20 protein-coding genes are annotated in these 23,154 nt (G+C 64.3%); 9 read left to right on the forward strand and 11 right to left on the reverse strand.

What is annotated here, in order from left to right; all coding sequences use genetic code 11:
- The first annotated feature begins 133 nt into the window (after positions 1-133).
- Genes FHR95_RS03635 through FHR95_RS03650 form a run of 4 tightly spaced genes read left to right on the forward strand, consistent with a single transcriptional unit; the run spans position 134 to position 2,790 of the window.
- Positions 134-985: a prepilin peptidase gene (locus FHR95_RS03635; protein WP_281380732.1), complete on the forward strand. Its 852-nt coding sequence runs from the start codon at positions 134-136 to the stop codon at positions 983-985.
- Between the two features lie 43 nt (positions 986-1,028).
- Entirely contained in the window at positions 1,029-1,643 is a 615-nt protein-coding gene (coaE, locus tag FHR95_RS03640; RefSeq protein ID WP_183313412.1) for a dephospho-CoA kinase, read from the forward strand.
- Positions 1,644-1,690: 47 nt separating this feature from the next.
- Entirely contained in the window at positions 1,691-1,918 is a 228-nt protein-coding gene (yacG, locus tag FHR95_RS03645) for a DNA gyrase inhibitor YacG (RefSeq protein WP_425485268.1), read from the forward strand.
- On the forward strand, positions 1,915-2,790 hold the full coding sequence (locus tag FHR95_RS03650; protein WP_040187125.1) for a DNA replication terminus site-binding protein: 876 nt from the start codon (positions 1,915-1,917) through the stop codon (positions 2,788-2,790). The genes yacG and FHR95_RS03650 overlap by 4 nt, the downstream gene beginning before the upstream one ends.
- Positions 2,791-2,825: 35 nt before the next feature.
- On the opposite strand, the gene FHR95_RS03655 is transcribed toward FHR95_RS03650, so the two are convergent.
- The 9 genes from FHR95_RS03655 to FHR95_RS03695 form a co-directional block, all read right to left on the reverse strand.
- The gene (locus FHR95_RS03655; protein WP_425485259.1) at positions 2,826-3,095 is read right to left on the reverse strand and encodes a hypothetical protein; all 270 of its coding nucleotides are present in this window, start codon (positions 3,093-3,095) and stop codon (positions 2,826-2,828) included.
- A gap of 218 nt (positions 3,096-3,313) precedes the next feature.
- On the reverse strand, positions 3,314-3,700 hold the full coding sequence (locus tag FHR95_RS03660; protein WP_040187134.1) for a histone-like nucleoid-structuring protein, MvaT/MvaU family: 387 nt from the start codon (positions 3,698-3,700) through the stop codon (positions 3,314-3,316).
- A 285-nt stretch (positions 3,701-3,985) separates the two neighbouring features.
- Entirely contained in the window at positions 3,986-5,662 is a 1,677-nt protein-coding gene (gene rpsA / locus FHR95_RS03665; RefSeq protein WP_040187135.1) for a 30S ribosomal protein S1, read from the reverse strand.
- A 195-nt stretch (positions 5,663-5,857) separates the two neighbouring features.
- Positions 5,858-6,547, reverse strand: a complete 690-nt coding sequence (gene cmk / locus FHR95_RS03670; RefSeq protein ID WP_183313413.1) for a (d)CMP kinase — start codon at positions 6,545-6,547, stop codon at positions 5,858-5,860.
- Complete coding sequence (locus FHR95_RS03675) at positions 6,544-8,859, reverse strand: bifunctional prephenate dehydrogenase/3-phosphoshikimate 1-carboxyvinyltransferase (protein ID WP_183313414.1); 2,316 nt, start codon at positions 8,857-8,859, stop codon at positions 6,544-6,546. The genes cmk and FHR95_RS03675 overlap by 4 nt, the downstream gene beginning before the upstream one ends.
- Before the next feature lie 2 nt (positions 8,860-8,861).
- A complete protein-coding gene (gene pheA, locus FHR95_RS03680) occupies positions 8,862-9,953 on the reverse strand; it encodes a prephenate dehydratase (RefSeq protein WP_040187138.1) in 1,092 nt (363 codons plus the stop codon).
- Between the two features lie 3 nt (positions 9,954-9,956).
- Positions 9,957-11,075 (reverse strand): 3-phosphoserine/phosphohydroxythreonine transaminase, encoded by a 1,119-nt coding sequence (serC, locus tag FHR95_RS03685; RefSeq protein WP_183313415.1) that lies wholly within the window; start codon positions 11,073-11,075, stop codon positions 9,957-9,959.
- Positions 11,076-11,090: 15 nt separating this feature from the next.
- Positions 11,091-13,844: a DNA gyrase subunit A gene (gene gyrA, locus FHR95_RS03690; RefSeq protein WP_183313416.1), complete on the reverse strand. Its 2,754-nt coding sequence runs from the start codon at positions 13,842-13,844 to the stop codon at positions 11,091-11,093.
- A 120-nt stretch (positions 13,845-13,964) separates the two neighbouring features.
- Positions 13,965-14,384, reverse strand: coding sequence for an acyl-CoA thioesterase (locus tag FHR95_RS03695; protein WP_246378367.1), 420 nt, complete (start codon positions 14,382-14,384; stop codon positions 13,965-13,967).
- Between the two features lie 161 nt (positions 14,385-14,545).
- Between FHR95_RS03695 and FHR95_RS03700 the strand changes: the two genes are divergently transcribed.
- The 5 genes from FHR95_RS03700 to FHR95_RS03720 all read left to right on the forward strand — a co-directional run bounded on the left by FHR95_RS03700 (position 14,546) and on the right by FHR95_RS03720 (position 20,649).
- Entirely contained in the window at positions 14,546-15,478 is a 933-nt protein-coding gene (locus tag FHR95_RS03700) for a recombination-associated protein RdgC (RefSeq protein WP_183313418.1), read from the forward strand.
- Positions 15,479-15,504: 26 nt separating this feature from the next.
- Complete coding sequence (locus FHR95_RS03705; protein ID WP_183313419.1) at positions 15,505-16,671, forward strand: 1-acyl-sn-glycerol-3-phosphate acyltransferase; 1,167 nt, start codon at positions 15,505-15,507, stop codon at positions 16,669-16,671.
- Positions 16,672-16,796: 125 nt separating this feature from the next.
- Positions 16,797-17,906 (forward strand): cation diffusion facilitator family transporter, encoded by a 1,110-nt coding sequence (locus FHR95_RS03710; RefSeq protein WP_246378386.1) that lies wholly within the window; start codon positions 16,797-16,799, stop codon positions 17,904-17,906.
- An 84-nt stretch (positions 17,907-17,990) separates the two neighbouring features.
- Entirely contained in the window at positions 17,991-18,698 is a 708-nt protein-coding gene (locus FHR95_RS03715) for a transglutaminase-like cysteine peptidase (protein ID WP_183313421.1), read from the forward strand.
- Positions 18,699-18,732: 34 nt separating this feature from the next.
- Entirely contained in the window at positions 18,733-20,649 is a 1,917-nt protein-coding gene (locus FHR95_RS03720) for an EAL domain-containing protein (protein ID WP_183313422.1), read from the forward strand.
- Between the two features lie 68 nt (positions 20,650-20,717).
- On the opposite strand, the gene FHR95_RS03725 is transcribed toward FHR95_RS03720, so the two are convergent.
- Both FHR95_RS03725 and FHR95_RS03730 read right to left on the reverse strand, forming a co-directional pair.
- A complete protein-coding gene (locus tag FHR95_RS03725) occupies positions 20,718-21,056 on the reverse strand; it encodes a tryptophan synthase subunit beta like protein (protein WP_183313423.1) in 339 nt (112 codons plus the stop codon).
- Between the two features lie 120 nt (positions 21,057-21,176).
- Positions 21,177-23,154, reverse strand: a 1,978-nt coding sequence (locus FHR95_RS03730) for a DUF5801 repeats-in-toxin domain-containing protein (protein WP_183313424.1), incomplete at its 5' end; no start/stop codon positions are given.

Consider the following 23,154-nt stretch of genomic DNA (forward strand, 5'->3'; position numbering starts at 1 on the left):
GAAGATGGAAGGAGCCGATTCTAGACGAAAGCCGCAGTGCAGGACAGCCCACGAAGAGGCGCGAGCATCCGGGCAATCAGCGCCATCCCCCGATACAATGCAGACCGGATCCCACTGGACAGGAGTCACATCCTTGCTCGACGACCTCTCTCCCTGGCTGCTCTGGCCCCTGACGGCCATCCTGGGCCTGTGCCTGGGCAGTTTCCTCAACGTGGTGATCACCCGGCTGCCGGTGATGCTGATGCGTGGTTGGCGGGCCGAGGCCCGTGAGGCCCTGGAACTGCCACCGGAAGAAGCGACCCCCTTCAATCTGGTGACGCCTCGTTCGCTATGTCCACGCTGCGAGGCGCCCATCGCCTGGCACGACAACATTCCTCTGCTGGGCTGGTTCAAGCGCCGCGGGCGCTGCGCCAACTGCCATGCCCGCATCAGCCCCCAGTATCCCCTGGTGGAGCTCGCCGGGGGCGTGCTGGCCGTGACGGTACTGGCCCTCTTCGGACCGTCCCTCGAGGCCCTGTTCATTCTTGGTGCCTGCCTGACCCTGCTGGCGATGGCGGTGATCGACCTGCGCACCCAGCTGCTGCCGGACCTGCTCACTCTGCCGCTGCTGTGGGCGGGGCTACTCTACCAGCTGCTCTTCCAGCCGTTGATGCTGCCGTCGGCGGTCATCGGGGCCATGGCCGGCTACCTCGTGCTGTGGAGCTTCTACTGGCTGTTCAAACTGGTGACTGGCAAGGAGGGCATGGGCTACGGCGACTTCAAGCTGCTGGCCGCCCTGGGCGCCTGGCTCGGCTGGCAAACCCTGCCGCTGGTACTGATCCTCTCCGCCGGTGCGGGGGCGATCGTGGGCATTCTCATCCAGCTGGCCGTCCCGCGCCTGCGCGGTGCGCCGATGCCCTTCGGGCCCTGGCTGGTGATGGCCGGCTGGATCGCTCTGCTGGCCGGCGAGCCGCTGATGGCGGTCTATACCGGGCTGCTGTATTGAACTCACCATGGGCAAGACCCATATAGCAAGCCAGGAGACAACCATGATCATCGGCGTGACGGGCGGCATCGCCTCGGGCAAGTCCACGGTGGCACGGGCCTTCGCCGTACGAGGCATCCCCTGGGTAGATGCCGATGACGTGGCCCGCGAGATCGTCGCACCGGGCCAACCGGCCCTTGCCGAGATTGCCGAACACTTCGGCCATGACGTCCTCGCCCCCGACGGCAGCCTCGATCGCCGTGCGCTGCGCGAGCTCGTCTTCGCCGATGGCGAGGCAAGACGGCAGCTGGAGCGCATCACCCATCCGCGCATACGCCAGCGTCTAGCGGCGCACCTGAAACAGCTCCAGGCGCAGGGAGCCCCCTACGTACTGCTGGTTTCCCCGCTGCTGTTCGAATCTGGCCAGGACGCCATGGTCGACCGTTGCCTGGTCATCGATGTGCCCGAGACGATCCAGGTTACGCGCACGGCGGCGCGCGATGATGTCGACGAAGCCCAGGCCCGCGCCATCGTCGCGGCCCAGATGCCCCGCGAGGAGCGCCTGGCACGCGCCGATGATGTGATCGACAATGCCACCGACGAGGCGGGGCTGGCCGCGCAGGTGGCCGAACTCGACCGACGCTACCGGGACGCCAGCAGTTGGCCTCCCAGAACCTGATCCGCCGCTTTTATCCCGATACCCTGCCGAAGACGACATTGATGAACATGCAAGACACTACGCGCCCGCTGGAAGTCGCCTGCCCGCAGTGCCGCAAGAAGGTGCTGTGGAACGCGGCCAACCCCTATCGCCCTTTCTGCAGCAAGCGCTGCCGCCTGCTCGACCTGGGTGCCTGGGCCGATGAATCCCACCGCATCGCCGGGGAACCCGCCATGGACGAGAGTGGCCTCGACGAGCTGCTGGCGCGCGCCGACCGAGATGGCGAGCCGACGTGAGCGGCGACGGGAAGCGCCCGGAATACCGCCTGCTGGCGGAACTCGAGGATCACTTCGATCGCCTGGTGGAACAGACCGATGCCCTGGTGGCGAACTGGCAAGCCTCAGAGGCGCCGGCCTGGTCCTTCGAGCATGGCGCGGCCGATGCCGATTGGCTGCGCCATGCCCTGCTCGACGTCTGGTACCAGGATGGCCAGGATGGCCGTGCGACTCGCAGCCACGTAGGGCTAGTGGCGGCCAACGACACAGTGATGGAAGCGGTTATGCGGGTGAACGCCACCAAGAAGGCTTTCGCCGAACTGCTCGCGGAGATCCGCCGCGACGTTCCCACGCTGATCCCGGAGATCAAGGCGATCCTGCCCTTCAGGCACCCGGCCCTGCAGGATCACCTGCGCGGCACGGGACTTGCCCGGTTGCACCTGAAGCAGTGCTGGCGGGCGATCCCGCTGGCCGAAGCCCCGGTGGCTCGCGTCCGACTGGCCTGGTATGCCAGCGGGCGCTCGATCAAGCGGCTGACGGTGCGCGAGGCCGAGCAGAAGCTGCTGGCCCTGGACAGCGAGGCGCCTCACGTGCGTATCCAGCTGAAGCAGCTGGCCGGCATCCCCGATGGCGAACCGCTGGCCCAGGTGCAAAGCCAGGCGCCGCTGATGCGCGCCAACCTCTTCTATCGCGAACCACTCGAGGATGGCCGCCATCGGCGCGCCATGAACATCGCCCTGCCGCTGTTCGTGCCTAGCCCCGACGGCCGACTGCCCGACCACAACCTGCCACCCTCTCATCCGCCCGCCACCCGCACGCGGGCGCGGCGCCGCGACGAACGGCTGGAGGATACCGCCTTCCTGCCGAGCCTGCGCGTCTATCGCTATCGCTGAAGTATGCGGACGAGGCAGAACACAGCCGGGGCATGTCAGGCGATTCGTCCGAGGGACCGCAAGGTCTGCAGCAGCTGGCTGACGCTCTCGGGCGGCTGGGCATACTCTGCCATCAGCGCCCGCAGCCGCTCTTCGAATACACGCTGGCGAGCCTGCTGGTCCTGCGGCGCTGCCGTCTCCTCCTCTTCCAGGCGCTGCAGCGAACGGACCGGCGGACCGGTGGGAATATCAAGCTGACTATCGGGACGCTCGAGTTCGCGTAGCGCATCGGCGAAGGCATCGTCGAGTTCGCGAAACTTGCGCAACTTCTCTCGTTCATCCATGGGCGGGCGGGGGCTGTGCGATTTCATTCGATTCCAGTGGTGTCGAGGCGAAGGCCGTGGCGTGAAGAGGGATGAACAAGCCATCGCCGGTGCTCGGGGGAAGCCTGATTATACGGGCAACACCGCGGCGAATCATCTTCCCGAGGTTGTCACGATGACGCCGCCTCAAAGGGCGGCGTCATGCCTTCACGCGCTGAGGCTTACTCCTCGACACGCACCAGCCAGGACTCGACGGTGTCGGAACCGTGCTCATCTTTCCAGGCCTTGAGCGTCTTCTGGTTACCGCCACGGGTTTCCACGACTTCTCCGGTGTTGGGGTTCTTATAGATCTTCAACTTGCGTTTGCGGCGAGCACCGCCTGTCGCTGGCGTTGCGGCACTGCTGCGTGTCGCCGCAGCGGGCTTGGGATCGAGAAGTGCGATGACGTCGGCAGCACTCTTGTCGTACTCGCGCATCAGCGACTCAAGCTTTTCCTTGAAAGCAAGCTCGGCCTTGAGACGGTCGTCGTTCTGCAGCTTGTCCATTTCAGACTGGAGTTGCTTGAGCTGCTGCTCCATCTGCATGTAGTTACTGAGCAGGGATGACATATAATAGTTCCTTATCGGGATATCAGGATGCAGCGTCATTATTGCCTTTTAATACTTCATTGGCAACATTCTGAACATCAATTCGGACTTCGGCAAACAACCAGCAAGACGTTTAATCGCACACTGTGCAAACAACTGGTCGCGTTAAACTCGCGAAGGACTAAACAAGCGCCATCCGTGTGACGAGTCGCTTCTCGCGTCATGCAAGATACCGGCGCAACAAAAAAGCGCCGCCCCTTGGGGCGGCGCCTCTACAAGCGCTGTGGGATAAGCTCCCTGGCGCTATCAGTCCTGACCCATCTGCTGCTTGATGAGATCGCCGATGGTGGTCGGACCACCGCTCTCGGGAGACTCCTCGCGCAGCTTCTTGAGGTTCTGACGGGTATCGTCCTGGTCCTTGGCCTTGATGGACAGGGCGATCTGGCGATTCTTGCGATCAACACCGATGATGCGTGCCTCGACGCTGTCGCCCTCGCTCAGCACGTTGCGGGCATCCTCGACGCGGTCGGCGCTGATCTCGGAGGCCTTGAGCACGGCGATGACGTCAGTGGCCAGCTCGACCTGGGCTTCCTTGGCATCGACTTCGACCACGCGGCCGGTGACGATGGAGCCCTTGTCATTGACGGCCAGGAATTCGGAGACCGGGTCGGTATCGAGCTGCTTGATGCCCAGCGAGATGCGCTCGCGCTCCGGGTCGATGGAGAGGATGACGGCTTCCGCCTCGTCGCCCTTCTTGAACTGGCGAACGGCTTCCTCGCCGGTGTCGGTCCAGGAGATGTCGGACAGATGCACCAGGCCATCGATGCCGCCTTCCAGGCCAATGAAGATGCCGAAGTCGGTGATCGACTTGATGGTGCCGGTGACGCGGTCGCCCTTGTTGTAGCGTGCGTTGAAGTCTTCCCACGGGTTGGTGGTGCACTGCTTGATACCCAGGGAGATACGACGACGCTCCTCGTCGATGTCCAGCACCATGACGTCCACGTCGTCGCCGACCTGCACGACCTTGGACGGATGGATGTTCTTGTTGGTCCAGTCCATTTCGGAGACGTGGACCAAGCCCTCGACACCCTCTTCCAGCTCGGCGAAGCAGCCGTAGTCGGTGAGGTTGGTGACCGTGGCGTGGACCTTGGTGCCTTCCGGGTAGCGATCCTTGATGTTGACCCACGGATCCTCGCCCAGCTGCTTCAGGCCCAAGGAGACACGGTTGCGCTCACGGTCGAACTTGAGCACCTTGACGGTGATCTCGTCGCCCACGGCCACGATCTCGCTCGGATGCTTGATGCGCTTCCAAGCCATGTCGGTGATGTGCAGCAGGCCGTCGACGCCGCCCAGATCGACGAAGGCACCATAGTCGGTGAGGTTCTTGACGATACCGACGATCTGCTGACCTTCCTGCAAGGTCGCCAGCAGGGCTTCACGCTCGGCACTGTTCTCGGCCTCGAGTACGGCACGACGGGACACGACCACGTTGTTGCGCTTGGCGTCGAGCTTGATGACCTTGAAGTCGAGCTCCTTGTTCTCGAGATGGGTCGTGTCGCGCACGGGACGGACATCCACCAGGGAACCGGGCAGGAAAGCACGGATGGAGTCGACGTCGACGGTGAAACCGCCCTTGACCTTGCCGTTGATCACGCCCTTGACGATCTCTTCCTTTTCGAAGGCGGCTTCCAGCACCTTCCACGCTTCGGCGCGCTTGGCCTTCTCGCGGGACAGGCGTGTCTCGCCGAACCCGTCCTCGACGGCTTCCAGGGCGACGTGAACTTCGTCGCCAACGGCGATGGTCAATTCGCCGTTTTCGTCGCGGAACTGTGCCGCGGGGATCTGACCTTCTGACTTCAGGCCGGCATTGACGGTGACCCAGTCGCCGTCAATGTCGACGATAGTAGCCGGGACAATGGCACCCGGCTCCATGTTGATGTCTTGGAGAGACTGTTCAAACAGTTCAGCAAAGCTTTCGCTCATGATGTTCCTACGTGATCAACGTTGAGTACGGCGTTGCCGCCTTCTCCGCACCACCAGCGAGTGCGGGCCTTATTTACCAAACCCCCGGGGATGTTAGCGCTGGTTCGACCTGGCCCAGCTCACGGCGCTGCTTTATCAAACCAAGAAGTGCCGGACCACGTCATCACATCCTGCCGGAGGCGCCGCAAGGGAGAGTCAGGTGGCGGATGCCAGACCACGCTCGGTCAGCAATTCCGTCAGCCGATCCACCACTTCCGGTATCGTCAGGCGCGTGGTGTCAAGCACAATGGCATCGATGGCCGGCTTGAGCGGGGCCACGCTGCGCTGCATGTCGCGGGCATCGCGCGCCTGAATCTCCTTTAGAAGACTCGATAGACTAGCATCCACCCCGGCCTCCCGCAACTGGAGGTGGCGCCGTCTTGCCCGTTCCTCGGCGCTCGCGGTGAGAAATATCTTGAGCGGCGCATCGGTGAACACCACGGTGCCCATGTCACGCCCGTCGGCGACCAGCCCCGGGGCCTGGCGGAAGTCACGCTGGCGCTGCAGCAGTGCCTGGCGCACCGCCGGCAGCGCGGCGACCCGCGACGCCGCATCACCCACCTGCTCGGTGCGGATCGCGTTAGTGGCGTCCTGCCCCTCCAGCAGCACGGTGGTGGCCGCGCCCTCGGCGAGGAAGGCCACATCCAGCGAAGCGGCCACGTCGGCCAGGGCCGGCTCGTCGTCGAGGGGCACCTCGTGCTTGACGGCGGCCAGCGCCGTCAGGCGATAGAGCGCGCCGCTATCAAGCAAGTGCCAGCCCAGGCGTGCAGCGACCAGGCGGCTGATGGTGCCCTTGCCGGCCCCTCCCGGGCCGTCGATGGTGACTACCGGTGCCACAACGCTCATGACGCCTCCTGCTGTTCCTCGAGGGTCAGCCCGACCCGCCGCGCCAGGTCGATAAACCCCGGGAAGGAGGTGGCCACGTTGGCGCAGTCGTCGATGACGATCTCGGCTCCGGCGCGCAGCGCGGCAATGGCGAAGGCCATGGCGATGCGGTGATCGCCCAAGCTATCGATGTGGCCGCCGCCATAGCTGGCCCCTTCGCTGCTCTCTCCTTCAGGATGGCCGACGATGTCGATGCCATCGTCGCGCAGGGTGTGCTCGACCCCGAGAATGGCCAGGCCATCGGCCATCGCCTGCAGCCGGTCGGACTCCTTGACGCGCAACTCCTCGGCGCCACGCAGCCGCGTGGTGCCCTCGGCGTTGGCCGCGGCGATAAACAGCGCCGGGAACTCGTCGATCGCCAGCGGCACCTGATCCTTGGGGATGTCGATCCCCCGGAGAGGCGCGTAGCGGATATGCAGATCGGCCACCGGCTCACCGCCGACCTCGCGCTCGTTGGTGAGGTGCAGGTCGGCGCCCATCAGCTGGAGAATATTGATCACGCCGATGCGGGTCGGGTTGATACCGACATGCTCAAGCACCAGGTCGGCACCCGGCGTGATTGCCGCCGCCACCAGGAAGAAGGTCGCCGACGAGATGTCCGAGGGCACGTCGATGGGCGCGGCGGTGAGCCTGCCGCCGCCCTGCAGCCAGCAGGTGTCGCCCTCGCGGTGCACCGTGTAGCCGAAGCCCTGAAGCATTCGCTCGGTATGATCGCGGGTGGGTGCCGGCTCGCGCACGCGGGTCTCGCCCTCGGCGTAAAGACCGGCGAGCAACAGGCAGGATTTGACCTGGGCGCTGGCCATCGGCATGTCATAGGTGATGCCCTTCAACGCCTTGCCACCGTGAAGGTGCAGCGGCGGACGCCCGCCCGCGGCGGTATCGATCTCGGCCCCCATCTCTCGCAAGGGGTCGGCGACCCGTCCCATGGGTCGCTTGGTCAGCGAGACGTCACCGGTCAGCTCGGTATCGAAGGCCTGGCCGGCCAACAGCCCGGCGAACAGGCGCATGGCGGTCCCGGCATTCCCCACATAGAGTGGTCCGGACGGCGGCTTGAGGCCGTGCATGCCCACGCCATGCACAGTGACGCGCCCCTGGTGGGGTCCCTCGACGGCCACCCCCATCTCACGGAACGCCTGGAGGGTGGCCAGGCTGTCCTCGCCCTCCAGAAAGCCTTTCACCTCGGTGACGCCCTCGGCCAGGGCCCCGAGCATGATGGCACGATGAGAGATCGACTTGTCGCCGGGGACGCGGATACGTCCGGTGACGCCACCGCCGGGACTGACTCGGTAGCGCAGCTTGCCGTGTTGTTGCATCTGGTACTCCGCCTGATAGCTGGTCTGATTCAGCAGGGATTCGAAATAGTGGCGGGCGTGGCTGGCCCGGTCGAAGGTGGCCAGCATGGCATCGCTGTCACCGCGCTCCACGGCGCGGCGCAGCCGGGCCACCCCGGCCTCGAAGTCATCCAGGGAGGCGAGCACGGCATCGCGATTGGCGATAAAGATGTCGCGCCACATCACCGGGTCGCTGCCGGCGATTCGCGTGAAGTCGCGAAAGCCGCCGGCGGCATAGCGAAAGATCTCCAGCCGCTCATCCTGACGGGCCAGGGTGTCCACCAGCGAGAAGGCCAGCAGATGGGGCAAATGACTGGTCCGAGCCAGTACCTGGTCGTGGCGCTCGACGGCCATCTCCAGCACCTCGGCACCGCAGCACTCCCAGAGCGTTCGCACCCTGGCGGTCGCGGCCGGGTCGGTATCGGGCTCGGGCGTCAGGATCACCTTGTGCCGCCGGTAGAGCTCGGGGTCGGCGGCCGCCACACCGCTCTTCTCCGAGCCGGCGATCGGGTGGCCGAGCACCAGGTTCGCCGGCATCCGCCCGAAGGCGGCCACCGCCGCCTCGCGAATGGCAGCCTTGGTGCTGCCCACATCGGTGACCACGACATCGGGCGCGGCGCGACCAAGGCAGGCGGCCAGCTGTTCCATCACGCCGGCCATGGCCAGTACGGGCACGGCCAGCACCACCAGCGACGCGCCCTCGACCAATGCCTCGAGCGCCGTATCGCCGCGGTCGATCAGGCCCATCTCGATACCGCGGGCGATCTCGTCAGGGTCCGGGTCGCAAGCGAGGATCTCGGTGCTCTCTAGTGGCCCGCCCGCGACGGCATCGTTGTGATCGTGACGACCGACACCTGCCTGTCGAAGGGCCGCGGCCAGCGAGCCGCCGATCAGCCCCAGCCCGACGATCAGGAGTCGTGACTCGCGCAGCGCCGACGCCATGCCTAGAGAACGCCCACCGGATAGGAGCCCAGCACTTTCACCTCGGCGGCGCGCAGCTGAACTTCTTCCAGCATGGCGGCGACGCGCGGCTCCTCGCGGTGCCCCTTGAAGTCGATAAAGAACACGTAGTTCCACACGCCGGTGCGCGACGGACGCGTCTCGAGCCGCGTCATGTCGATCTGATGGCGATGGAAGGGCTCGAGGAGGTCGTGCAGAGCCCCCGGCTGGTTGCGCATTGCTACTACCAGCGAGGTCTTGTCCTCACCGGAGATGGGCACGTCCTGGTTGCCGATGATCAGAAAGCGCGTGGAGTTGTCGGGTCTGTCCTCGATCTTCTCGGCGAGCTTGGCGAGGCCGTAAAGCTGGGCCGCCATGTCGCCGGCGATGGCGGCGCTGTGCCACTCGGTCTTGACCAGGCGGGCGGCCTCGGCGTTGGAGGAGACCGGCACCCGCTCGGCCTGGGGGAAATGCGCATCGAGCCATTTGCGGCACTGGGCGAAGGACTGCGGATGGGAGTAGATCCGCGAGACCTTGTCACGACGGGTTGTCTCGGCCACCAGCAGATGATGGTGGATGCGCAGCACCACCTCTCCACAGATGCGCAGCCCGGAGTCCATGAAGGAGTCGAGGGTATGGTTGATCACCCCCTCGGTGGAGTTCTCCACCGGAACGACGCCATAGTTGACGGCGCCGGCCTCCACCTCGCGGAACACCTCGTCGATGGCGGCCATCGGAAGGCTGATGGCGCTCTCGCCGAAGTGCTTGATGGCGGCCTGCTGGGTGAAGGTGCCCTCAGGCCCCAGGTAGGCGACCTTGACCGGCTGCTCCAGAGCCAGGCAGGCCGACATGATCTCGCGGAACAGTCGCGCCATCTCCTCGCTGTCCAGCGGGCCCTTGTTGAGCTCCATGATCCGGCGCAGCACCTGGGCCTCGCGCTCGGGGCGATAGAAGAGCGCACCGGGCTCACGGTCGGTCTTGATCTCGGCCACCCGCTGCGCACAGGCCGCTCGCTCGCTGATCAGGCGGAGTATGTCGTTATCCAGGGCATCGATGCGCTGGCGCAGCGCCTCGAGGCTGACGGTAGGCTCGGTCATGGATTATCCCCTGCGTTTCTCGAAATCGGCCATGAAGTCGATCAATGCCTCGACGGCGGCTTCGGGCACGGCATTGTAGAGGCTGGCGCGCATGCCGCCCACGCTGCGGTGCCCTTTCAGGTTGAGCAGCCCCGCCGCCTCGGCCTCGTCCAGGAAGGGGCGATCCAGCCTGGGGTCAGCAAGCACGAAGGGCACGTTCATCCGCGAACGGTTGCGCAGCGTGATCGGGTTGGCATAGAGGGCGCTGCCGTCGATGGCCGCATAGAGCCGGGCCGCCTTGCGCTGGTTGATGGCATCCATGGCGGCCAGCCCGCCGACGTCCTGCTTCAGCCAGTCGAAGACCAGTCCTGCCAGGTACCAGCTGTAGGTCGCCGGGGTGTTGACCATCGAGCCTGCCTCGCTGAGCGCCTGATAGCTGAAGAGCGTCGGCATGTAATGGCGTGCGCGGTCCAGCAGGTCGTCGCGAATGATTACCACGACCAGGCCGGCGGGTCCGATGTTCTTCTGGGCACCGGCATAGATCACCCCGAACTTCGAGACATCCAGCGGGCCCGAGAGAATGCTGGAGGACATGTCACAGACCAGCGGCACCTCGCTGCCGTCCGGCCGGCGGGGGCCTTCTCCGTTACTGCCGGGGATGTAGTCGAAGGCGAGCCCGCCGATGGTCTCGTTGGCGGTGTAGTGCAGGTAAGCCGCATCATCGGAGAGCACGATCTCCTCCTGGCGTGGCACGGCACTGTGGCCGTTCCCCTCGCTGCTGGCCGCCACGTGGACATCGCCGAACAGGTGACGCGCCTCACTGATCGCCTTCTTGCCCCAGATGCCGGTATGCAGAAAGTTGGCCCGGCCGCCGGCGCCCAGCAGGTTATAGGGCACGGCGGCGAACTGCAGGCTGGCCCCCCCCTGGGTAAACAGCACCCGGTAGTTGTCAGGGATCGCCAGCAGCTCGCGCAGGTCGGCTTCGGCCTGCTCGGCGATGGCCACGAAGTCCTCGCCGCGATGGCTCATCTCCATGACCGAGAGGCCGCGGCCACGGTAGTCCAGCAGTTCGTCCCGCGCGCGCTCCAGCACGGACGTGGGCAGCGCGGCCGGGCCGGCACAGAAGTTGTAGTGACGTGTCATCAGCGTTGCGTGTCCTTATTCCTGATCTGGTTCACCGCCGGTCGCACCGGCTTCCGGCGTTCCCTCGTCGGATGGCGCACCAGCGTTCTCGTGCTCCGCCTCGGCCGGCGCCTCCAGGGCCACCTCGCCGTTGTCCTCGGGCTCATCGACACGCACGGTCTTGACCAGCTTTTCATCGTTGCCGAGGCGAATCAGCATCACGCCCTGAGTGTTGCGCGAGCTGATCGAGACCTCATCGACCCGCGTCCGCACCAGGGTGCCGCGATCGGTGATCAGCATCATCTCATCCGAGGAGTAGACCTGCATGGCCGCCACCAGCGCGCCGTTACGCTCGCTGGTCTGCATGGCAATCACGCCCTGGCCACCACGACCGCGCAGCGGAAACTCCTCGAGGCGAGAGCGCTTGCCGTAGCCGTTCTCGCTGGCGGTAAGGATGGTGATCTGCCCCCCGTTGCCGGCCTCGACGCTCGCGCCCTCCTCGGCCTCGGCCTCGGACTCACTCTCCGCCCTTCCATCAAAGCCGGCCTCGGCATCGATCTGCTGGCTCTGCGGGATGATCAGGCTGATCACCTCGGCCTCCCCGAGCAGGCGCATGCCGCGCACACCGCGCGCGGTGCGACCCATGGCACGCACATCCGACTCCTCGAAGCGGATCGCCTTGCCGTTGGAGGAGAGCAGCATCACGTGATCGGCACCTGTAGTGATGGCGGCCCCCACCAGGCGGTCGTTCTCCTCGAGGTCGATGGCGATCAGGCCCACGCTGCGCGGCCGTGAGAACTGCTCGAGGCTGGTGCGCTTGACGGTGCCGCGGGCGGTGGCGAAGAAGATGTAGCTCTGCGAATCGTAGTCGCGCACCGGCAGGATGGCGTTGATCGCCTCGCCCTCGTCCAACGGCAACAGGTTCACCAGCGGCTTGCCCCGCGAACCGCGGCTGGCCGCGGGAATCTCGTAGACCTTGAGCCAGTAGACCTTGCCGCGGTTGGAGAACAGCAGCACGGTGTCGTGGGTGGAGGCCACCAGCAGGTGCTCGATGACATCGGCGTCCTTCATCGCCGTGGCCGACTTGCCGCGACCACCGCGGCGCTGGGCCTGATAGTCGGAGAGCGGCTGGGTCTTGGCGTAGCCGGTGCGAGACACGGTGACCACCATGTCCTCCTCGGCGATCAGGTCCTCGAGGCGCAGGTCCAGATGGCTGGCCTGGATCTCGGTCTTGCGCGGGTTGCCGAACTGGTCGCGCACGGCGATCAGTTCCTCGCGGATCACCTCGAGCAGTCGCTCCGCCGAGGCCAGGATGGCCGTCAGCTCGGCAATCTTCTCGAGGATCGACAGATACTCGTCGAGCAGCTTCTCGGTCTCGAGCCCGGTCAGGCGGTGCAGGCGCAGTTCGAGGATCGCCTGGGCCTGGGCCGGCGACAGGCGATACTCGCGGCCGGTCTGGTTGAGGCCAAAGCCTTCCTCGAGGTCCTCGGGCTTGCAGGACGTGGCCCCGGCACGCTCGAGCATGCCGGTGACCTGCCCCGGCTGCCAGGACTGGGCCAGCAGCTTCTCCTTGGCCTCGCTGGCGTTCGGCGAGGCCTTGATCAGCTCGATCACCTCGTCGATGTTGGAGATGGCGACGGCCAGGCCCTCGAGGATATGACCGCGTTCACGGGCCTTCTTGAGTTCGAAGAGCGTGCGGCGGGTGACTACCTCGCGGCGGTGGCGAATGAACGCCTCGAGGATCTCCTTGAGGTTGAGGATCTTCGGCTGGCCATTGTCGATGGCCACCATGTTGATGCCGAAGACGGTCTGCAGCTGCGTCTGGGCGAAGAGGTTGTTGACCACCACCTCGCCGGACTCGCCGCGCTTGACCTCGATGACCACCCGCAGGCCATCCTTGTCGGACTCATCGCGCAGCTCGGCGATGCCATCGATCTTCTTCTCCTTGACCAGCTCGGCGATCTTCTCGATCAGACGCGCCTTGTTCACCTGGTAGGGAAGCTCGTTGACGATGATGTGATCGCGCCCGGTCTTGTCGTCATGCTCGATGGTGTGGCAGGCCCGCACGTAGATGCGCCCGCGCCCGGTGCGATAGGCCTCGAGGATACCGGCGCGGCCGTTGATGATGCCGCCGGTGGGGAAATCGGGGCCGGGCACGTGCTCCATCAAGTCGTCGACGCTGAGGGTATAGTCATCGATCAGCGCCAGGCAGGCGTTGATGATCTCGCCCATGTTGTGCGGCGGGATGTTGGTCGCCATGCCCACAGCGATGCCCGAGGAGCCATTGATCAGCAGGTTGGGCACCTTGGTGGGCAACACCTCGGGGATGCGCTCGGTGCCGTCGTAGTTGTCGACCCAGTCGACGGTGTCCTTTTCCAGATCGGCCAGCAGCTCGTGGGCCAACCGGGCCATGCGTACCTCGGTGTAACGCATGGCGGCGGCATTGTCGCCGTCGATGGAGCCGAAGTTGCCCTGGCCGTCGACCAGCACGTGGCGCATCGAGAAGTCCTGGGCCATGCGCACGATGGTGTCGTAGACGGCGCTGTCGCCGTGGGGGTGGTACTTACCGATGACATCGCCCACCACGCGGGCTGACTTCTTGTACGGCTTGTTCCAGTCGTTGCCGAGTTCGTGCATGGCGAACAGCACGCGCCGGTGCACCGGCTTGAGGCCATCGCGCACGTCGGGCAGCGCACGGCCGATGATCACGCTCATCGCGTAATCGAGGTACGACTGCTTGAGTTCGTCCTCGATATTGACTGGCAGAATCTCTCTGGCGATGTCACCCATGGGTCGTCGAATCCTTTGCACTGCAACAGGTTGGCGCGTCACGTGGCCGAGTTATGGCGCGCAATATCAGCCTGACATCATACCATCCCGGGCCGGGCAAAGGGAGCTATGCAAGGAGCGCTAAGGCAGGACCAGCGCCGTCATGGCCTCGCGGATCTCGCCGCTGATCTCGATGGCCCGATGGGCCGCCACGTCAAGCAGCACGAAGGTGATATCGGCGCTGGCCACCGTCTTGCCGTCTCGTACCTGGCGAACCTCCTGGTGCATGCGCGCACGCCGCGACCCAACCTCGGCGAGCCGCGTCAGCACCTCCAGGTCGTCGCCGGCTACCGCGGCGCGACGGTAGTCGATATTGAGATTGACCGCGACGAAGGCCACATCTCCCTTGGTGAGGAACGCGGCCAGCCCGGGGCGATCATCAAAATACGCCCAGCGCCCCTCCTCCAGGAATTCCAGGTAGCGGGCATTGTTCACATGGCCATAACCATCCAGGTGATAGCCCCTGACGCGCAGGGTGGTGCGAGAGATACGGGAATCCATGCTGGCAAGCTCCTGTGCGGGTAAAGCATCGATTCTAGTCAGGGCACGAGCCGACATTCAAACAAGAGTTTGAATATGATTGTCCAACCTGCCGGCGCATGCGCTGGCACCAGAGGCGCCCTTTGGCCATAATGTGCCCCTTTTCTCTCGGGAAATGCTCCATGTGGTTCAAGCACTTGCATCTCTACCGCCTGCACGACGCGCCAGAGCTGGACGCCGCCAGCCTGGAAACCGCGCTGGACGAGCAGGCCTTCCGCCCTCTCGGCGGCAGCGAGGCGCGTCGCCTGGGCTGGTCCGCGCCGGCCGGCCGTGCCGGCACGCAGCTGCTGCACGAGTTGCAGGGCCAGCGCCTGATGACCGCCCTGCGCCAGGAACGCATCCTGCCCGCCTCGGTGGTCCGTGAGGAGGTCGAGGAGCGCAGCGAGGCGATCGAGGCCAGCGAGGGCCGCAAGCTGCGCCGCCAAGAGAAGCTGGCGATCAAGGAGCAGGTCTACGAGGAGCTGCTGCCCCGCGCCTTCGTGCGCAGCCAGAAGGTCGACCTCTGGTGGGACAGCCGCCGCGGGCTGATTGCGGTCAATGCCAGCTCCCGCAAGCGGGCCGAGGAGCTCCTGGACCTGCTGCGCGAAACCCTGGGCAGTCTCAAGGTGACCCCGCTGGCCAGCCAGACGCTGCCCATGCGCGCCATGACCACCTGGCTCGGCGATCCGGGTTCACGCCCCGCCGATCTGGTGCTCGGCGACCAGGTGGAGCTCAAGGCCAAGGGCGACGACGGTGTGCTGCGCGCCCGCCAGGTTGACCTCGACAGCGACGAGATCCAGCAGCTACTGGAGAGCGGTCGTCAGGCCAGCAAGCTGGCACTGTCGATCGAGGGACGACTAAGCTTCGTGCTACATGATGATCTGGCGATCAAGTCGCTGCGCTTCGACGATGCCCTGATCGACGAGGCCTCCCAGACCGACGACGGCGATGATGCCGTGGTGCGCCTGGAGACCGCCTTTATCCTGATGACCCAGGCACTGGCCGAGAACATCGAACGCTTGATCGAGTGGCTGGGCGGCGAGGCCGGCCATGCCGGAGACACGCGCAGTACCTGATCGCCTACGACCACAGCCGGGACCCCATGACCACGACTCACCCTACCCCTGCATCCGATCCCTGGGCCGAGATTCGTCCCTACCAGGACGACGAGGTGGCCGACGTCCTCGCGCGCCTGGCCCATGACCCCGAGCTGCTCGATGCCCTGACCCGCTATCGACTGCCGCGGCTCAGCCGTTTCATGCCGCGTCTGTCGCGCATCCTGGCCAGTTTCGCCATTCGCCGTGAGGTGCGCGACGTGACCGGGGTGCACGACTTTCAGATGCGCATCGCCAGCTACATGCAGCGCATGATCCGGACCTCCACCGATACCTTCCGGGTCGAGGGCCTTGATTCCCTGGCCCCGGACACCGCCTATCTGTTCATCGGCAACCATCGTGACATCTCGCTCGACCCGGCCTTCGTCAACTATGCCCTCTATCTGGCCGGGCGAGACACCGTGCGCATCGCCATTGGCGACAATTTGCTCAAGAAGCCCTACGTCAACGACCTGATGCGTCTCAACAAGAGCTTCATCGTGCCGCGCAGCGCCCGCGGCAAGCGCGCCATGCTGGCCGCCTACCAGAATCTCTCCGCCTATATTCGCCACTCCATCCTCGAGGACAACCACTCCATCTGGATGGCCCAGCGCGAAGGGCGCGCCAAGAACGGTATCGATCGCACCGACCCAGCGATCATCAAGATGCTGACCATGGCGCGGCGCGGCCGGGAACGCGGCGCCAGCATCGGCGAGGCCATCGCCGAGTTGCGCCTGGTGCCGGTGTCGATCAGCTACGAGTACGACCCCTGCGACCTGCAGAAGGCCCGGGAGCTGCATGCCATGCAGACCAGCGGCAACTACGAGAAGAGCGAATTCGAGGACATCAGCTCTATCGTCGCCGGCATCACCGGCCACAAGGGCCGGGTGCAGCTCACCTTCGGCACCCCGCTCACGGCGGCGTTCGACGACCCCGATGCCGCGGCCGCCGAGATCGATCGCCAGGTGCTCGCCGGCTATCACCTCTTTCCCAGTCACTACCTGGCCCTGGAAGCCCTGGGCGAGGCCCCGGAGCTGCTCGACATGAGCGAGGTCAGCGACGCCGACCGCGCCCGCTTCCAGCTGCGATTGCAGGAGGTGCCCGGCGAGCTTCGCCACTGGTGGCTGACCCAGTACGCCAACCCGGTGCTCAACAAGGCGGGACGCTGCCGTTGAGCAAGAGGAAGAGGGTAGAGAGGGGCACGACGCAAGAAAGCTCCGACCTCGACGCCCCGGCGAGAAGCTCGCAGCAACCGGCCGTTGATCGCGCCGCCCAGACCCGCGAGGCCCACAAGGTCACGCTGATCGGTGCCGCTATCGACGGCGTGGTCGGCGTGGCCAAGATGGTCGCCGGCGTCATGGTGGGCTCTGCGGCGTTGGTGGCTGATGGCATCCACTCCTTCTCGGACATCCTCACCGACCTGTTCGTCGTCGCGGCCACCCATTTCGGCCGTCAGGAGCCCGACAGCAACCATCCTTACGGCCATGGCCGCATCGAAACGCTGGCCACTCTGTGGCTGGGCAGCGTACTGATCTTCGTCGCCGGGGGCATCGCCTGGGCCAGCATCGCGCGCTTGGTGGGCGGCGCAGCGGTACCTGCCCCGGGGCCTTGGGCGATCGGCGTCGCCGTGGCGGCGCTGCTCGCCAAGGAGTGGATCTTCCGCTACACCCTACGCGTGGCCCGGCGGGTCAAGTCACGACTGCTCGAGGCAAACGCCTGGCACTCGCGCTCTGATGCCCTCTCCACCGTGGTGGTGCTGGTCGGCCTGGTGGCGGCGCAGTTCGGTGTGGGTTGGATGGACGCGGTAGCCGCCATCGTGGTCGGCCTGATGGTCGGGCAGGTTGGCGGACGGCTGCTGTGGGAATCCAGCCAGGAGCTCATTGATACGGCACTGCCTCGTGCCCAGCGCGAGCACATGCGAGACATCGCCGAACGCGTCCCCCACGTCAACGGGGTCCATGACCTCAGAACCCGCAAGCTGGGCAGCGAGGTGGTCCTCGACCTGCACGTCGTGGTGCCGCCGCGGGTGACCGTCTCCGAGGCGCACGAGATCGGTAACGAGGTGAGCCGCCGCCTTCGCGAGGCCTCTCCCGAACTCGCCGACGTGACCTTCCACATCGACCCCGAGGACGACTCGGGCGAACTCGAGCACAGCCTGCGCCCCGGCCTGCCCCTGCGCAGCGACGTGGTCGAGCTCCTCGATGGTGCTTGGCGCGAGCTATCCATCTGGCATGCCCGCGTCGCACTGGATCTTCATTATCTGGATAACCAGGTGGACGTCTCGTTCTACGTCAATGCACTGCCAGAGGGTCAAACCCTGGAAGGCGCCGCGGGTGAGCTGCGCGAGGCCGCCCGGACGCTCGACTGGATAGGACGACTGCGGGTCTGGCTGGGCCCCGGCAAGGGCTGAACCACTCGGTACCATGCGCATCAGCCCCTCGCATTAGGCATCTACGCCCCCTAGACTTGAGACAACGCTCATTCAGGCCCGACTATGCCAACGCCTCTCCCCCGGACACTCGCGTCGCCCGGGCGCCGCCGTTTTCTGGCGGGGCTCGGCAGTCTGTCGCTGGCCATTGGCCTGGGGCTTCGCCCCGCGGATGTGGGTGCCAATCTCGCGCCGGAACGCCTGCGCCGGAGCATGCAGGCCCTGTATGGCCAGAAGGGGCTGGCAAGTCTCGACGCCTGGTTCGCGCTGCTTGAACGGCTACGCCCGGCCGACCTGTCGACCCGCCTTCGCGAGGTCAATGACTTCTTCAACCGACGTATCCGCTGGCTGGATGATATCGCCATCTGGGGCCAGGAAGACTACTGGGCCACACCGCTGGAGACCTTGGGTCGTGGTCAGGGGGACTGTGAGGACTTTTCCATTGCCAAGTACATCACCCTCAAGGAACTGGGGGTGCCGGGCGATGAGCTGCGCATGATCTACGTCAAGGCGCGCATCGGTCGCAGCAGCATCACCCAGGCGCACATGGTGCTGGGCTATTACGAGAGCCCGGCGGCCGATCCGCTGGTGCTCGACAACTTGCAGCCCTCGATCACCCGCGGCTCGCTTCGCGATGACCTGGATCCGCTGTTCAGCTTCAACAGCAGCGGCCTGTGGGCCGGCGGCTCCACCCAGTCACGCGCCGATCCCGTAGCACGCCTGTCACGCTGGCGACGCGCGATCAATCGCATGCAGGAGCAGGGATTCATCTGATTCGGGTATCGCACCCTCTAGGGAGAACAACGCCATGTCGCTTATCAAGCAGCTCTGGCTGACCATCGTGGTGATTCTGCTGCTCGCTTTCGGCGGCAGCCTGTTCATCGGGGTCAGCGCCAGCCGGGCCTATATCGAGCAGGAAGTCCGCATCAAGAATGCCGACAACGCCAACGCCCTGGCGCTGACCATGAGCCAGATGCCCAAGGACCCGGTGACCCTGGAACTACTGGTGGCCGCGCAGTTCGACACCGGCCACTACCGGCGGATAGAGCTGCGCGACCCACAGGGCGAGATCATCGAGCAGCGCCAAGCCGGCGAGGCCATCGAGGACGTGCCGGCCTGGTTTGTCGACCTGGTGCGCTTCGAGGTGCCGCCCAGCCAGGCCGTCGTCCAGGACGGCTGGCGACAGTTTGGCACCCTCACCCTGGAGAGTCAGCATAGCTATGCCTATCGCTCACTGTGGCGCAGTAGCCTGGAACTGGTCGGCTGGTTCGCCCTGGCGGCCGTCCTTAGCCTGATACTTGGCGGGTGGCTCGTGCGGACCATTCGGCGCCCGCTGCGCAACGTCGTCGAACAGGCCCTGCACATTGGCGAGCGGCGTTTCACCACCATCCCCGCCCCGCGCACACGCGAACTGCGCGAAGTGGTCGTGGCGATGAACCAGCTCTCCGCCGCCGTCAGGGACATGCTTGGCGAGGAGAGCGAGAAGCTCGACCAGCTGCGCCGACGGCTCCAGCACGATGGCGTAACCGGTGTCCTCAAGCGTGAGGCCTTCCTCGCCCAGCTGCAGATCCACCTGGAGAGCCAGGATTCTCGAGCCAGTGGCACCCTCGCCCTGGTGCGCCTCGCTCGCCTGGCTGACATCAACGAGCAACTCGGCCACGGTGAGACCGATGCGCTGCTGCATGCGCTGGCCAGCAGCCTGGACCAGTTCGGCAAGGTCCTCGGCGGTGGCGTCGTGGGCCGCCTCAACGGCAGCGACTTCGTCCTGCTACTGCCCGGTGTTCATGACCTGGAACAGCTTCAGCATGAACTCGGCAAGCGCCTCGCCTCGCTGAGGGAGCAGGGCCAGGTGCCGCTCGGCCTGCCCGCTTCGCTGATCGACTATGCCCAGGGCGATCAGCGAGGCGGTCTGCTGGCGAGCCTAGATGGCGCCCTCGCGGCCGCCGAGACCCGCGGCGACCACAGCCTGGTCATCGCCCAAGGCCCCCAACGCCGCAGCCTGTTCACCAGCCATGGCGAATGGCGTCGCGCCCTTCAGGAGGCCATGGCCAAGGGGGTTTACCTGGCCCATTATCCGGTACTGGACGACAAGGGCGGGCTCCTGCACTTCGAGAGCCCCTCGCGGTTACGCCTGAACAGCGAATGGCAACCGGCCGGCGTGTTCATGCCGTGGGTCTCAAGGCTCGAGCTCGATGGCCAACTCGACCTGGCGGTAATCGACGAGGCCGTGCGCGATATCACCCAGCATGGCAAGCCGCTGGGCATCAACCTGTCGGCCGCCTCGATACAGGATGCCCGCTTCGTCATGGAACTCCAGGCGCGACTCAGGGCCCGGCCCGATGTCGCCCAGCGCCTCTGGCTGGAAATCCCAGAATCCCTGGCCATTCATGACCTGGCCAGCTTCCGCAGCCTGTGCCGTGCCCTGCAACCGCTCGGCTGTCGGATCGGCCTAGAGCACGTGGGCGCCGAATTCACGCGCATCGCAGACCTGCAGGACCTAGGCCTGGCCTACCTCAAGATCGACAGGACGCTGGTCCAGGAGGTCGACCAGAGCGCCGAACAACAGACCATCCTGCGCGGCATGGCCACGCTCTGCCATTCACTGGGGATACTGGCCATCGGCGAGGGAATCCAGAACCTGGCAGAGGCCCGGATACTCTACGAACTGGGCCTGGATGGCGCCACCGGCCCCGGCATACGGCAGCATGACAAGCCCGCGGGCTGAACATGACACGGGCCGGCATCCTGAAAGATGCCGGCCCGTGCCGTCCTCTCCCGTCCGGTTACAACGTGCTAGATCACCCCGCTTCCCTCGTCGCTGCCAGACATCAGTTGCAGTCCGTTGAGCCGACGACGCAGTGACTGGCGCTCCATCACCTTCTCCTGAGCCGGTTCCGGCAAGTCGGTGAAGCTGATCACGCCCTTGTCCATCAGCAGCTCGATCACGTCTTCCAGCACCCGTACGAATGCTAGGTCCGACGCCTGGAAAGGCGCCTGCCCCCTGGCCTTCTCGCCTTCCATCAGAAAGGCCAGCAGCTCCTCGGAATCGGCCGACAGGTACTCTTGACACTCCGGTGTCTCATCGCGGCTGACCAGTTCGATGCGGCCTTCGTCGTCGCGTTTTATGTACATATAAACCTCTGCGGATGATCACTTCCTGCCGACATGGTAGAACAGATGGGGATGGTTGCATAAGACACTGATAGAAAAACGCCCGGCGATGCCGGGCGTCTGTTTGGAGTTAGTGAAAGTTTACTCGATGTCGAGCTGACCGTCGTCGATAAGAGATTGAATGAAGGCAGGAGAAGTATCACCGCCCATATCAACACCCTTCATAAGGATTGCCTGATCGGCATCACTACCATCTCCACTGATGTTTCCATCGTGCTTGATATGCAAAATCGTATCGTTTCCCGAAGTTTCAGCGACAATGTATTCGTTAATATTTTCGGTGGCAAAATCCGCATCTTGAAGAAGGTCACTGAGATCTAGCTTATCCGCATCAGCATTAGTACCAAACACACCCAGGGTGAAATCCATGACAGTGTCATTGGCAGGCTCAGTAGAAGTGCCCTTGTCGCTGAGATTCCAAGCGAAGGTGTCGGCACCAAGGCCACCGGTCAGATCATCGTCACCAGCACCGCCGATGATCAATTCGTCGAATTCGGTACCGAGCAAGGTATCATTACCGATGGTTCCTTCGATAACGGGGTTGAGAGTGATATTGAATTCTTCCGAATCTGACTCATCGCCATCCCCGTCAATGACCGCATAACTCAACCCTACATCAACTGGCTCATTGGTAATAGCCGCACCGTCAATACCATTTATCGAGAAAGAAGGCGCATCGAAATTGACGATATCAATGGTATCAAACGCCGTGGATGCAGTAATACCGACTGAGGTAGCTTCATCAACGCCATATACCACCAAGCCCGAAACGAGCGTTCCATTCGCAGAATAATCTTGTGCGAATCCGATAACTCCGTTATCAAATGCTGTCTCAATCTCGCCGGCTCCGTTCAGCGTGATACTCGTACTGCCCGACGTGTACCTGATGGCACTCACCGTATCAAGGACTTCTTGCTCAGACGTGAGCAAGGTATTCGTTCCTCCTTGATCATAAATAGCCAGTAGAACGTCTGTCTGAGTATCGCCGCCTTTAACGCTTGCCAAACTGACATTGGCGCCAGTGACCAATCGATGCTCATCAAAGGTGGCATCAGCTTGTATATTAGTAACGAATTCGAAACGAACTCCATCCGAAGAATCAACCCACTGGTTGCCAGTACCGATATCATCAGCAGAAGTGTTGACCGTACCGCCTGGCTGTACAGCAGTTATAAGGATGTCATCAAAGTCATCATCAGGCGTACTGGAACCCACTACGAAGCCCCCCGCATTCCCCCCACTAATACCCAAGCTACCAATATCGATGACCTCAAAGGTGCTGACAGAGTCAATACTCTCGTAGGTCGTGAAGGTATAGCTACCATCATCATTTAGTGATGCAGAGAAAACCATATCTCCGTTTTGATCATCCAACCTGCCGTCCAGGGTGTCTGTCCCTTCGCCAAACCAGTAGACAGGCTGCCCGCCAGCGGTCATCAGGGTGCCATCTGACAGGACGCCCTGATTACCATTAACAAACCCGCGGAAAACCAACTCTCCCAGGTCATCTGCACCGGCATTGAAATTGAGTTGCCCGGTGGCCGCATAACCTTGGTAATTGAAGGTAGTCGAGTCATCGGCAGCGCTGATGGTCGGACCATCATCAATGAAGGTCACCGCCCCGCCGATCTCGACACTGTCGCTGTCGGTATCACCGTCGGCATCCGTCACTTCCACCGTGGCGGTGATCAGACCGGACAGATCGAGGGTGTCGTTGTCGTCGTTGGGATCCTGATGCTCAAGGGCGGTTTCCTGAGTCACCGTCAGCGTGCCGTTGGCATTGATCGCCACAGTGAAAGCGGTCTGGGTGACACCGGCACCGTCCACGTACTGGCCGGTGAGGGTGGTGGCGTTGGTTTCCACCAGGCTGATCGGGTAGTCGCCCTGGGCCGTGGCCAGACTGGTCGTGCCATCGCCGCTCAGTTCGAGACCATAGACGGTATCGTTGCTGGCCGCCGCACCATCGGCACCGAAGTCGATAGTGTCGAGGGTGAGAATCGCGGTGTCGCTGGTATCACTGATCGGGAAGCCGCCCGGTGTAACGGCATCGGTCTCGTCG

This window comes from Halomonas fontilapidosi (genome assembly GCF_014192285.1).
Lineage (GTDB): Bacteria > Pseudomonadota > Gammaproteobacteria > Pseudomonadales > Halomonadaceae > Halomonas > Halomonas fontilapidosi.